Source organism: Actinoplanes xinjiangensis, assembly GCF_003148685.1.
In the GTDB taxonomy this organism is placed as follows: domain Bacteria; phylum Actinomycetota; class Actinomycetes; order Mycobacteriales; family Micromonosporaceae; genus Actinoplanes; species Actinoplanes xinjiangensis.
This window is the reverse complement of sequence record NZ_QGGR01000064.1, coordinates 1-12,050: the sequence shown is the minus strand read 5'-3', so window position 1 is coordinate 12,050 and position 12,050 is coordinate 1. Positions and strand designations below refer to the sequence as shown.

Annotated in this window: 17 protein-coding genes; 6 read left to right on the top strand and 11 right to left on the bottom strand. The window is 67.9% G+C overall.

What is annotated here, in order from left to right:
• Positions 1-176: 176 nt before the first annotated feature.
• Together BC793_RS50085 and BC793_RS49380 are read right to left on the bottom strand one after the other, a co-directional pair.
• Entirely contained in the window at positions 177-335 is a 159-nt protein-coding gene (locus BC793_RS50085) for a hypothetical protein (protein ID WP_158319600.1), read from the bottom strand.
• Positions 336-432: 97 nt separating this feature from the next.
• Complete coding sequence (locus BC793_RS49380) at positions 433-1,341, bottom strand: hypothetical protein (RefSeq protein ID WP_146246815.1); 909 nt, start codon at positions 1,339-1,341, stop codon at positions 433-435.
• An 862-nt stretch (positions 1,342-2,203) separates the two neighbouring features.
• Between BC793_RS49380 and BC793_RS48310 the strand changes: the two genes are divergently transcribed.
• The 3 genes from BC793_RS48310 (at position 2,204) to BC793_RS48300 (ending at position 4,062) form a co-directional block, all read left to right on the top strand.
• On the top strand, positions 2,204-2,884 hold the full coding sequence (locus BC793_RS48310) for a GAF and ANTAR domain-containing protein (protein WP_239170746.1): 681 nt from the start codon (positions 2,204-2,206) through the stop codon (positions 2,882-2,884).
• 37 nt (positions 2,885-2,921) lie between these two features.
• Positions 2,922-3,653, top strand: a complete 732-nt coding sequence (locus BC793_RS48305) for a GAF and ANTAR domain-containing protein (RefSeq protein WP_109603384.1) — start codon at positions 2,922-2,924, stop codon at positions 3,651-3,653.
• 205 nt (positions 3,654-3,858) lie between these two features.
• Positions 3,859-4,062 (top strand): hypothetical protein, encoded by a 204-nt coding sequence (locus tag BC793_RS48300; RefSeq protein ID WP_203896670.1) that lies wholly within the window; start codon positions 3,859-3,861, stop codon positions 4,060-4,062.
• 83 nt (positions 4,063-4,145) lie between these two features.
• Here the strand turns inward: BC793_RS48300 and BC793_RS50465 are convergent, their stop codons facing one another.
• The 9 genes from BC793_RS50465 to BC793_RS48260 form a co-directional block, all read right to left on the bottom strand.
• Complete coding sequence (locus tag BC793_RS50465) at positions 4,146-4,340, bottom strand: hypothetical protein (protein WP_170167366.1); 195 nt, start codon at positions 4,338-4,340, stop codon at positions 4,146-4,148.
• Between the two features lie 365 nt (positions 4,341-4,705).
• Positions 4,706-5,113, bottom strand: coding sequence for a hypothetical protein (locus tag BC793_RS48295; protein ID WP_146246814.1), 408 nt, complete (start codon positions 5,111-5,113; stop codon positions 4,706-4,708).
• Positions 5,114-5,410: 297 nt separating this feature from the next.
• Entirely contained in the window at positions 5,411-6,064 is a 654-nt protein-coding gene (locus tag BC793_RS48290; protein ID WP_109603382.1) for a hypothetical protein, read from the bottom strand.
• A gap of 2 nt (positions 6,065-6,066) precedes the next feature.
• Positions 6,067-6,465, bottom strand: a complete 399-nt coding sequence (locus tag BC793_RS48285; protein ID WP_109603381.1) for a hypothetical protein — start codon at positions 6,463-6,465, stop codon at positions 6,067-6,069.
• The gene (locus tag BC793_RS48280) at positions 6,462-6,698 is read right to left on the bottom strand and encodes a hypothetical protein (protein WP_109603380.1); all 237 of its coding nucleotides are present in this window, start codon (positions 6,696-6,698) and stop codon (positions 6,462-6,464) included. Before BC793_RS48280 ends, BC793_RS48285 begins: the two co-directional genes overlap by 4 nt.
• A gap of 72 nt (positions 6,699-6,770) precedes the next feature.
• Positions 6,771-7,226 carry a universal stress protein gene (locus tag BC793_RS48275; protein WP_109603379.1) on the bottom strand — a complete coding sequence of 152 codons (456 nt, stop codon included), beginning with the start codon at positions 7,224-7,226 and terminating at the stop codon, positions 6,771-6,773.
• 331 nt (positions 7,227-7,557) lie between these two features.
• A complete protein-coding gene (locus tag BC793_RS48270; protein ID WP_109603386.1) occupies positions 7,558-8,010 on the bottom strand; it encodes a universal stress protein in 453 nt (150 codons plus the stop codon).
• Between the two features lie 60 nt (positions 8,011-8,070).
• Positions 8,071-8,646, bottom strand: a complete 576-nt coding sequence (locus BC793_RS48265; RefSeq protein WP_109603378.1) for a flavodoxin family protein — start codon at positions 8,644-8,646, stop codon at positions 8,071-8,073.
• A 139-nt stretch (positions 8,647-8,785) separates the two neighbouring features.
• Positions 8,786-9,385: a DoxX family membrane protein gene (locus BC793_RS48260; protein ID WP_109603377.1), complete on the bottom strand. Its 600-nt coding sequence runs from the start codon at positions 9,383-9,385 to the stop codon at positions 8,786-8,788.
• Between the two features lie 428 nt (positions 9,386-9,813).
• Between BC793_RS48260 and BC793_RS48255 the strand changes: the two genes are divergently transcribed.
• The 3 genes from BC793_RS48255 to BC793_RS48245 all read left to right on the top strand — a co-directional run.
• Positions 9,814-10,644 (top strand): slipin family protein, encoded by an 831-nt coding sequence (locus BC793_RS48255; RefSeq protein ID WP_109603376.1) that lies wholly within the window; start codon positions 9,814-9,816, stop codon positions 10,642-10,644.
• A gap of 72 nt (positions 10,645-10,716) precedes the next feature.
• The gene (locus BC793_RS48250) at positions 10,717-11,718 is read left to right on the top strand and encodes an Acg family FMN-binding oxidoreductase (RefSeq protein ID WP_109603375.1); all 1,002 of its coding nucleotides are present in this window, start codon (positions 10,717-10,719) and stop codon (positions 11,716-11,718) included.
• 51 nt (positions 11,719-11,769) lie between these two features.
• The coding region (locus BC793_RS48245; protein WP_249037428.1) for a cation-transporting P-type ATPase at positions 11,770-12,050 on the top strand (281 nt) is incomplete at its 3' end.

The window sequence follows — 12,050 nt, the reverse complement described above, 5'->3', positions numbered from 1 at the left end:
GCGGTCCGCGTGATCTTCTGCAGCCGCCGGCCCTCGGCCATCGACAGCGCCCGCACGAACACTTCCGGGCGTCGGCCCACCCGGCATCACCTCCCGCACCACAGCGAAAGGAACAGCCTGCCCGAAATATGCTCAGAACCGAAAGGATTGCACGGCCAACGTTCAAAGACGAGGCACTAGAACGCCAGTTGCCAGTAGTAATCCACGTTGTAGACGCCGGGCATTCCGGGGCGAACGTACTCGGCGGTATAGGTTTCGCTCCTGTCTCCGCCGCCGGGCATGGTGTCGGAGGGATCGGCGAGCACCAGCGTGACGGGCGTGTCGGAGGTCTCCAAGATGTCGTCGCGGAGCGTTTCCGCGATCGCGCCGACGACGGCGCCGACGATCGCGCCGACGACGGCACCTATCGCGGTTCCGATCAGCGGTGCGAATTCAGTGCCGATGGCGGCCCACCCCTGCGCCGACCGCAGCGGTGACCAACGCCGAAACGGCCGCGATCACGGCGGGTGACAAAAGGCCCCAGATGTCCTCAATCAGTTGAGGGAATTCGTCGCCGCTGTCCTTCTCGGCGAAGGCGATGATCCCGATGAAGCCACGCGGCCACTCGCCTGGGGAGCTCAGATCCCACTTGCAGAAGGTCTTGTCGGGGCTGAAATTGTGGGTCACTCCGTCGGCTGAGAAAATGCCGGCTTTGAACTGCGGGACTTTCCTGAAATGCGCAGTGCTGGGACTGCCCGCGGCCGGTGGGGACTCGAGCGTCGAGTCGAAGCCCAACCCGCCGCACAGGATGGCGTCCTTTCCGTCCCAATCGGTCGCTTCCCAACCAACTCGCTCAACGCAGTGCACGCGTGCCAGCTTCAGCTGCAATTCCCTCGCCTGGCGTACCGGCGGTGGTGCTCCTGTACCGCCACCGAGTACAGGGAGTCGACGGAATTTGAGAATCCTTGCGATCAACTCGGCGACCTCTTGGCGTGACCGCCCGGTCTGCCAGTTGCTGAACGTTGCCGGCGGAATGCGTGCCGCGTCCAGAGCTTGGCCCGTTATGGCCTGGTCGATGACCGACCGAACGTCTCCGAAGTCGATTCCGGGTGGGACGGTGAAACGGCCGGCTGGCCGCCCGAAGGCGCGGCGTAGCTGTCGAGCCCTCCCATTGGTGCCGTCAAAAAGTGATGCGAAGGCGTATTCCAGCGATTTCCGGTCCTGCGGGAGCCGCGCGTTGGGCACGCCGCGCGCGACCACGCTGGCGCGGCTGGCAGAGGCCAGCACGAGTTGCACGATTTTCTGAGTGAGTGCGGCGAAACTCGGATCTTGTGGGCGACCTGCGACAGCGATAGCGGTCATGGCGGACTCTTCCTGAGGGATCACGGAAACGCACGGCGGGTCGAATCTCATACAGATGGGATTTGGGAGGTAGATTCCCAACCACATGCGGCACGTTTGTGAACGTGCGATAGCGATCGCTGAGCCAGACCGGTAAGCGCGCTGTTGATGTTCCGATCTATCGTCGCATTGCAGGGTTTCCACTGCAACCAGAATCAGTCGGGCATGCGGGCAATACTGCGACGCCGAGCCGACGAGAGAATATGCCGTCCATTGATCGAATAGGGCTTGAGCTGCCAACTCGATTTGGCGGCTGAGTCGATCTATTGCCAGAAAGATCCGACGGCGATGGTGTCTGATATCCGACTTGAGTACCCCTTCGACGAACACCGATCACCTATGCACGCGGTCCAGCAGCGCTCCTTCCAGCTCCGCAAGACCCTCGTCATCCTGCGGCGGGTTTGATCATGAAGAAGGTGATCAGTCGGACGGCAATCTGCGCCGTGCCCACCAAGATCACCGGTTTCTGCGGCCGGAACCTGCCCTACCGGGCAACGCAACGCGCTGGGGCGTCCTGGTCTCCACCGCCCTTATCGCCGTGATGTCTACCCTGCTCTATGCCGTCTTCAGGTACAGGGACCGGCTGTGACGAACCGGACCAGAAGTGTACGTTGCATGCCGCCTGGAAATGTCGCGCGCGGCCGGGTCGCTCGATGGCGGCAAGGTGGCGGCTTCGCTTCTGGGGTACGGTTTTCTCAGTCAGCGACACGTTGACGTCTACCTGCCCCGGACCCCGGCAGCCTCCTTTTCGTGAAGGGTGCGGCCATGCTGGGCGCCGTGGGTGACCTCGAGTGCATCGCGGCTGCCGGCCTGCCGGGCGGCGGTGATCTGGTTGTCGATGGTTGCGGAGCCCGCTGATCCGGTCGTCGCCCGGCTGTGCCGGCTCTGCGAGCGCGCGGTCAGTTCCCTGTCCGCGGTAGGTGCGGGCTTGTCCGTGGTCGCACAAAACAACCAGTTCAGCTTGCTTGCGGCTGCGGATCCGGCCAGCGAGCGCCTGGAAGAGCTGCAACTGGTCCTCGGCGAGGGCCCGTGCATCGACGCTGCGGCCGCCCGCCGGCCGGCGCTGATCGCCGACCTCGGGCAGGTGGAACCCACCCGCTGGCCGGTGTATGCCGACGCGGTGCGCGACGCCGGAATCGGGGCCATCTTCGCCTTCCCGCTGCAGATCGGGGCTGCGCAGCTCGGCGTGCTGGACTTGTTCCGGGCCGAGCCGGGTCCGCTGTCCGGCTCCGAGTTGCGCCACGCGTTCGACCTCGCCGACGAAGCCGTCACGATTCTGCTCGACGGTCAGGAACAGCGCAGCGCCAAACGGTCCAGCGACGACGTGATGGCTGGACCGGTCGAGTTGTTCCAGGCCCAGGGCATGGTAATGATCCAGGTCGGTGGGACGCTCACCGAGGCGATGGCCCGGATCCGCGCCCACGCGTACGCGGAAGACCGCCGGTTGATCGATGTCGCCCGCGAGATCCTCGGGCATGACCTGCGGTTCGACAGCGACCAGTGACCACGGTGACGAGATGTCGGATGCCTAGGAGGCACCAATGAGTACGGTATCCGCCGAGCGGCTTTCGAGGATCTTCGTCGAGGTCGCCGACACGCTGGTGGATGACTTCGACCTGCTGGACTTCCTGCACATGCTCACGGTGCGCACCGCGGACCTGGTCGGGGCGTCCGCGGTCGGTTTGCTGCTGGCCGACCAGCGCGGCCGGTTGCAGTTCATGGCCGCCTCCGACGAGCAGGCTCGGATCCTGGAGATCTTTCAGGTGCAGGGCAGCGAAGGCCCCTGCTTCGACGCGTTCCGCACCGGACAGCCGGTGCTCAACGCGGACCTGCAGGCTGCGGGAGACCGCTGGCCGGACTTCAGCCGCCACGCCGTCACCGCCGGTTTCCGCTCCGTGCACGCGTTCCCGATGCGGGTGCGCCGCGAGGTCATCGGCGCGCTGAACGTCTTCGGCAACACGGTGGGTGGCAACTTCGACGGCGCGGACGTGCAGATCGTGCAGGCGCTCACCGATGTGGCCGCGATCGGGCTGCTGCAGGAACGGGCCATCCGGCGCGGCGAGTTACTCACCGAGCAGTTGCAGGGCGCCCTCAACAGCCGGATCGTCATCGAGCAGGCCAAGGGGGCCATCGCGCAGGCACACGGCGTCTCCGTCGACGAGGCATTCACCGCGCTGCGGGGGTACGCCCGCCGCAGCAACCGCAAGCTGACCGACGCCGCCCAGGAGATACTCGCCGACCCCGCCAAGCTGGGTGCCCCTACTGAACACTGACCTGGCACACGGGCACAGCCCGGGACCCCGGTGGCTGTCTGCCCGCCGCCGTCGATTTCGCCCCGCAGCCGGGCGAAATTTCCGGTCTCCGATGACGCGATGCCTGCCGGCTGGCGTCCGCGTCGCACTTCGCCGGGAAACTCCCGGAACGGTCCGGCGGCAAGCAGCAATCCGATCACGGTTGAACTACCGGAAGGCGCCCTTGATGGATCGCACGTCGTTGACAGGGCTGATCCTGGAACACCTCGCGCTGGCCCACGATGCCTCCAGCGGTCGCAGTGCCCACATCGTGTACGGCGGGCATGGCCGCACGCTGCGGCAGACCCGGATCGCGCTGACCGGCGGCTCGACGACCATGAGAACCCGGGTGAGGCAACGCTGCAGGTACTGCACGGCCGGGTTCGCCTGACTGCGGGCGACAGCGCGGCAGAAGCCGGGACCGGCGACCTTCTGAGCATCCCCGACGCCCGGCACGCACTCGAGGCGCTCGAGCTACACGTTCTGGGGAATGCGGTCGGTCGATTTCAAGGCGTCCGGGTCGATGTCGAGGTTCGCCAGCAGGCTGCTGTTCTTGCCGGTGTCGACGATGTCGGGCAGCGCGCGTTCGAACCAGTCGGCGCGGGCGAACTTTCCTCTGGACCGAAGTATGGAGACGATCTCGGATCTTCTGACATGTGTGGCGGTCATGAGTGTTCCTCTTCTGGTGGTGGAGGCCGGAACACTACGTCGCTTCCGTGTCCGGCGTCCGGGGTGGTCGGTTAAGTCAGTCGGCAGCGATACGGACGTGGGCGTGGGTGCCATTGAAAGCGTCAGCAACGTCGCCGAGAGCTGCGGCCGGTGGCTACCGTCTCGGTCTACTTGAGATATCGTAGGTGGTTGCCCTGGCCAGTCTGCGGCCAGCCTCGCGAAAGAGTCGATGCTGTCATACCCGCGGTGGCGGGCATGAAGCGTTGCGGCCGTCGTGCTGTGGTGCAGGTACCGCGATCTGTCGGCCGGCTCCACGACTGCATCGCCGGACGGGTGCATCCTGCTCGGCCTGCTCCCCGCAGCCGTCAACCGGCGGACGGACTTGCCACCGCGGCACGCGCTTGGACCATGGTGGCGTACAGCGGCAGGCGGTGGGCGCCGATGCGTCGAAGCCGTACCTGCAGGACTGTCGCCGCGGGCAGGCACAAGGCGAGTTGGACCGGCGGCCGAAGGACGTTGGCGGCGCGTCGTGCCGCCAGCCACAACGGCAAGCTGGCGGCGTCGTCATCCGCCAGCCGGTGCAGGTCGATGATGATGCTGCTGGGCCGGTCGGCGAAACAGTCCCGTAGGGCGGCTGTCACGTCCAGGCCCAGCCGGTGTGACCACGAGCCGTGCACCGCGATCTCGGCCACTGCGGTGGCCGGGCCAGTGGTGGCGACCGTCGTCAGTACCGCCTGGGGCGGCATCGTTGTGCCTGGCGGGCGTGCTGGCATGAGCGAACCTTTCCCGGCATCGTCCGGCGACTGTGTCAGCATCCGGATCTGGACTCGCAGCCTCGTGCAGCGGACGTCTCGAAGAGATGGAAGGTGAAGCCCTACGCCGGTGCGCCTGCTCACGGACGCCGGTACGCGGCGTCGGGGCGGGCACGGCGCGAAGAAGGCCACGGCTACTCCCCACGACATGACGCACCGGGCGAACCCGGAGGCGCTACCGGGGTCTGGGGCAGCAGATGACGGCGGTCGGGCCACCGTCTCACCACCAACAGTAGCGGCTTTTGCCTGGTATGCCGGTCACCCGCAAGAGGTCACGCGGTGTTCCTGGGAAACGTCGCGCCGGGCGGCTACGGCCAGGCCGGCTTGCCATCCGGGTGCGCGGCCGTGGGCGGGTGGGCCGATGGTTTCCATCCGGTGGCCGCTGCCGGCGAGCAGCCAGGCGGTCAGTGAGTTGGAGTTCCACATCTCACCGGTACGGGCCTCGTCGCGGCCCCAGACGAGTGCGGGAACGAGCGGTGTCAGGCGCAGCACCTCCCGGGCCCGGGTGGCGTCGGCGCTGACGACGTGCGGGCCGGCGACGGCCTCGGCCAGGTCGGGGATGGTGCCGTCGCGCCACCGCCTGATCTCGTACCGGAACAGCGGTGAACGTCCGAGGATTCGGGAACCGACCGGGCCTTCGCGGACGACTCCGCGATCTGTGGTGTGGCCGCCCAGTACCGGGGTCATCTCGATGACGAAGCGTTGCCCGCCCAGGCGTACCTGGAGAGCCGAGTGGTACAGGTCGCGTCCGGGCCGGTGCTGGTGACGTGCTTGCAGGGTTTCGAAGATGCGCCCGTTGAGGCGGATGCAGTGGCCGCCGGCGCCGAGCGGCAGCCAGTACAGCGTCACGTCGGCGGGCAGCGATACCTGGGCGCTCACCACATCCGGCGCGGTGGGTGTCGGTGGCGGCATCGTCAGCGCTCGGCGACGAGCCGGTGCGCCCGCAGCGCACAGGCCCACCACGGACGAGCCGGTGCGGCGGCGCTGCGCATCGGCGGCGCCGGCATCCCTTTGAGGCTGACCCAGCCGCCGGGGCCCATCGTGACCGCCCGGATCGCGGAAGGGCGTCGTACCGCGATGGCGATGGCGATGGCGATCACGACGGCGGTGAGTGCCGCCGTGGTCAGGGCGGTCACCACGATGCGGGTGACATCCGTGGCCGGCTGGAACCGAATTCCTTGCGGCGTCATCACGTACGCGCCGACGGTTCTGCGTCCATGGCGTATCGGCACGACGGTGAGGTGGTTGACCGCTACGGGTTCGCCGCGACGGTCATGGTCGTGAGTGGTCGTGGTGTCCGTCAGGTGCGTCATGCGGTGCTCGTTTCCAGGTGGGCGGTCCGGGCGGTGTCGGGAGCGGGTGCATGGGAGCGGGCCGGGTGCCGGCGGATCAGCGGCCGGTAGAGGTAACCGGTGATCGCGGCCAGCATTGCCGTCATCAGCGCCGACCCGATGACGGCGACGGAGGCGTCCGGGTCGTTGCGGGCGGTCATGGTGATCGCCATGCCGGTCACCGAGGCGCCGATCAGGGTGTAGGCGCCGACCAATGTGTATATCGGTTTGCGGGCCCACTGCCGGTGGCGCGGCGGCTGACCCGGCGGTTGGCCGTCGGGCGTGACCTATTTCGGGATGACCACGGTGGGGCAGGTGGCGTACTGGACGCAGTACTGGCTGACCGAACCGAGCAGCATTCCGGAGAAGGCGCCGTACCCGCGGCTGCCGAGGACCATCAGTTCCGCGCCCTTGCCGGCATCCAGCAGGACCTGTGCCGCCGGGCCTTCCATGACGCGGGTGGTGATGGACACGGGGTGGTCGTCTTCGCCCTGCACCTGTGCCACTGTTTCCGCCAGCGTCTTCTCGGCGTACCGGATGATGCCGGCGTCGTCGATGCCGGTCGGTGTCCAACCGTAGGCGGAGGCGTACACGGGCGGCAGCTGCCACGCGGTGACAGCCTCGACGGAGCCGCCGGTCAGCCGGGCATGCGCCAGGGCCCAGCGCAGCGCTTGCGCGGAGCCTGCGGAGTTGTCGACGCCCACCACGATGCGATGATCCTGTCCCGGTTCCTGATCGATCATGTCGAACTCCTGACGTGAGGGGCCCGCTCGAAGGGCGGGCGCAGTGGATCGGCGGAGTGCCGCACGCGGCGGCGTGTGCCTGCGGATGCCCGGGAGCGAACGTCGGCGCCGAACTGTCAACGCGGCCCGGCCGACGCCGTTATCGGGTCAAGTCAGACTGCGGACAACGGCGATCGCACGACGGACGGCCACAGGGCAGCCCGCAAGGCTGCAAGGCTGCACGCGGATCCGTCCACACCAACGACTACTGCCGCGCCAGTTACGGTGCTCATCGCCAACCTCTCAGGGTGGTCGTCGTTCTGAAGCAAGTGGGGATCGACCGGCAGCTCGGCTACCGGACCACGACGACCGGGCAGGTGGCGTGTTGCACGCAGTGCTGGCTGACCGAGCCGAGCATGATGCTCGCGAAGGTGCCGTGTCCGCGGCTTCCGACCACGAGCAGCTCTGCTCCTGCTGCCGCGCGCACCAGAGACTCGGCGGGGTGGCCTTCGACGACCTGGGCCAGCACCGTGACGGGATGCGACATCGGGGCGGTGACCTCGGCGACGGTGTCGTCGAGGGCCTTGACCATCGTGGTGGCGTAGGTGTCACCCTCGAACGCGGCGGACGTCCATCCGTAGGCCGTTCCGTATTTGGCGGGGTCCTGCCAGGTGGTGATGGCTTCGACGGTGGCGCCGGTCAGCCGGCCCTGGTTCATGGCCCACGTCAGTGCCTTCTTCGAACCCGGCGAACCGTCGACGCCGACGACGATGCGGTGGGTGCTGTCGGGACTGTTGCTCGTCATGTCCGTCTCCTGATCGGTGTGGTGGCGAGATGGCGGCCGGTAGAACCGGTTCACCAGGGCTTATTGGGTTCGGAGTGGCTCCGCGTCTGTCATCACGGCGACGGTGGTGAAGCCGGCGGCATCACGAGAGGGCAATTCGGCGAGCACGGTGCCTGCGAGCGTGCCGGCCCACCGCCGGGCTCGATCCGCTTCGCCGCCGACGAGGGGACCGGTCGTGCCCGTCACATGGAAGGACTCGGCAGCGGCCACCATGTGGCAGCCGAGTCCGCGTAGCCGCCGGTGCGCCTTGCGGGCGGCGGATCCGGGCAGGACAGGCATCTTCATTGTGGTGTCGAACGCCGCCGCGTGTACCCCGGTCAACCAGGGCGCGTATTCGAGATACTCGCGGACCCCGATCCCGAAGGCACGGGCTCTGATCGTGGCCTTGCGTGTCACGTGTGCGCGGGTCCGGGGGCGGCTCGTGCTGAACGCGTGGGTCGGTGCGCCGATGACGAGCAGATCGGTGTCGCCGAACGGCGGCATGGTGCGTACGTCGGCGACGGTGACGTCGAAGTCCGCTTCCAGGCATTCGGCTATGGCGCGGGCGATTGCCTCGGTGTTGCCGAACATGGATTCGTAAACGACGAGGGCTTTCATGACGGTCTCCTTACGGCGGCAGAACCTTCTCGAGGATTCGCCGCAGCCGGGCGACGAACACCGCGAGTCATCGCGGTCGACCTCCACCCGTGGCGGCGTGCGCGATCCCCGGCAGGTGAATCGCGCACGCCGTGCGGTTCTACGTGAGCCAGGTGTTACGTCGCACCAGCGGGGTCGCCGCCCATCGGCGGCCGAGGCCCCACGTGGTGCCGGCGCCCAGCAGGGCGAGCAGGACCAGGACGGCGGCGTAGACGAGGTGGTCGTCCATGAACGGGTTGGTGGCCGGCGGCAGCACCGCGGTCCACATCAGGACGGTGAGCAGTGCGCCGGAGGCTGCGGCGATGCGCATGCCGATACCCAGAAGCAGGGCCACGCCGATGCCGAGCAGGGCGGTCATGAACAGCATGTCGACGAAGGCGTTGCCGGCGATCGCGTGGTACATGCCAGAGAACGGGCCGGTGGCGGCCTTGCCGAGAAACCCGGCGGTGGGGCTGCCGCCCTCCAGCCACGCGTTCGCGGCGGGGGTGCTGCGGCCGAGGCCGAACAGTTTGTCGAGGAACGCCCACAGGAACACCCAGCCCAGCGCGATCCGGATACCGGCCAGCAGATACCGGGTCGCGGTGGCGGTCCCACCGGTGACCGAGAAGGTGGTGTCCGGTGTGGCGGCCTGGTGTCTGGCGGCTCGTTCGGGCAACTTCGTGGTGGTCGAGCGATGAGATTCGTTGGCGATGTCGACCATCGCACTCACATTCCTTCAAGTGTTCGTGACACATGTTCCGCGGCGCGTCCAGCGCGCCGGCGGATGATGCGGAGGGCGGTGCCACCTACTCAGGGAGGCAGCCGGGCTCCTGTGCGGACTCGTCAACCACCGCAAGATCCACGAATGGTGGGAGATGTCGGCGGCGACGGCGGGCGGAGCGGCCACCGGGGTCCCGGGCGACACCTTGACCGTACGCGCATTACGCCGAGCCCGCTGACGGGCGCTGCGGCGGGTGTGCCGTGAGCAGGCGTAGGGTTAGTGGTGTCGCCCTGGACCCCGGTGGCCTGGTAGTTGGCCGCTGTGAGCGTCTCGGCGTTTCTTCGCCCGCCGCAGCGATCAGGTGCGTTTCGCACACAAACTGTTCTCGGGTACGAATATCCGGCTGCGGCCGAAGTCAGGATCTCCTCATGTGGTCCCTGTGGATCGCGCTCATCATCCTGGTGCTCCTCGCCTTGGCGTTCCTCGCCGTGAAGGTCGTCAAGCAGTACGAACAGGGCGTCCTGTTCCGGCTCGGCAAAGTCATCGCCGTCCGGCAGGCCGGGCTTACCGTGATCATCCCGTTCGTCGACGTACTCAACCGGGTGAGCCTGCGGATCGTCACCATGCCGATCCAGTCCCAAGGCATCATCACCCGCGACAACGTCAGCGTCGACGTGTCCGCCGTCGCCTACTACCGCATCGTCGACGCCGAGAAATCCGTCGTGGCGATCGAGAACGTCGGCGCGGCGATCAACCAGATCGCCCAGACCACCCTGCGTAAGGTCGTCGGCCAGCACACCCTCGACGAGACGCTGTCCGAGACCGACCGGATCAACGTGAACATCCGGGAGATCCTCGACGTCGCCACCGCCGAATGGGGCGTGGTCGTCACCCTGGTCGAGCTCAAGGACATCCAGCTGCCCGAGAGCATGAAACGGGCGATGGCCAGGCAGGCCGAAGCCGAACGGGAAAAACGCGCGAAGATCATCGCCGCCGAGGGCGAGGCCCTGGCCGCCGACGCGCTGGGTACCGCCGCGGACATCATGATGGCCCACCCCCTCGCGTTGCAGCTGCGCAACCTGCAGACCCTCGTGGAGCTGGGCGTCGACAAGAACAGCACCGTCGTCTTCCCGGCCCCGCTGATGAGCACCATCGGTGAACTCGGCACCTTCCTCGCCCGCGAGAACGCCGCAGCCGCCACCACACCTCCAACGACGCCGCAGGTCAACGGCACACCGATGACACCGATCCCCCGATGACCGCGACCGGTGGGGCAGGCCACACACGCCATGGTCGGTCTGACACTCGGCACACCAAGGAAGGGACCTGACATGAGCACCGAAGCTTCGATCCGGGCAGCCGACACCCGCGCCGAGGCCCGGGCACTGTCCGCCGCCGCCACCACGGCCGGACACGCCCCGTCGATCCACAACACCCAGCCCTGGCGCTGGCGTCTCACCGCCAACGAACTCAGCCTTTACCTCGATCACAGCCGCGGTGCCGAGATCAGCGACCCCGACTCCCGGCTCGCCGTCCTCAGCTGTGGAGCCGCGCTGCACCACGCCCTGGTCAGCCTTGCTGCCGACGGCTGGCACACCATCCTCGAACGCATGCCGGACGCCGAACACCCCGACCACCTCGCGCGGCTGCGCCTGGACCATCGGATCCCGGTAACCGTCGACGCACGACGTCACCGCCAGACCATCGGACTACGGCACACCGACCGCCGGCCCATCGCAAGCGCACCGACCGACGCCGACGAACTCAATACGATCGTCGAAGCCGCCGAATCCGCCGGCGCGGGCCTGCACATCCTGCGTCCCGACCAGGTCCTCGAGCTGGCCAGCGCCGCCGACCAGGCACAACGCGCCGAAAACGCGGACGGCGCCTGGCAGGCGGAGGTCGGCTACTGGACCGGTGGCACCCGGCCACTGGGCAGCGGCATCCCGGACGCCGCCATCGGTGACCGGGCCACGCAGACCACCGTGCCGGGCCGCGACTTCGGCCACCACGGTGACCTACCCGTCTCCGCGGCGCACGAGAACGCCGCGACGTTCGCGATCCTGTACGGACCTGAGGACGACCCGGCCGGCTGGCTCCGCGCCGGCGAGGCATTGTCGGCGGCCTGGCTCACCGCCACCGAACTCGGCCTGTCGGTCCTGCCACTGAGCGCCACCATCGAAGTGGCCATAACCCGGGAACGCATCCGACACCTGCTCGCCGACCTCGGCCACCCGCACCTCGTGCTGCGGCTCACCACCGCCGATCCGGCCGGCACCGCCGCACCGCACACGCCACGGCTGCCCGCGGACCAGGTCATCGAACGGTTCTGAAGCGGGCGTACGTGCAGCCTCCAGCATCATCCGGCAAGGCGAGGAACCGTCATGACCGTACGCAATCTTCAGGTCGCTCCGGATCCCTCGGACAGCACCCGCCCCTCTGCGAGTCACGGTGTCATGCACGTCGTCGCGCCGGAGGTGGGCGGCCTGTCGTCGGGTGACGCCGCGCAGCGGCTGGCCCGCGACGGCGGCAACGTGCTGCCGGTCCGCCGGCCGCCGCCGTTGTGGCGGCGGGTCGTGTCGCAACTGCGGGATCCGCTCGTGCTGGTCCTGCTGGCCGCCGCCGGTTTCACGCTGGCCACGGCCGACTTCACCGACGCGTCGGT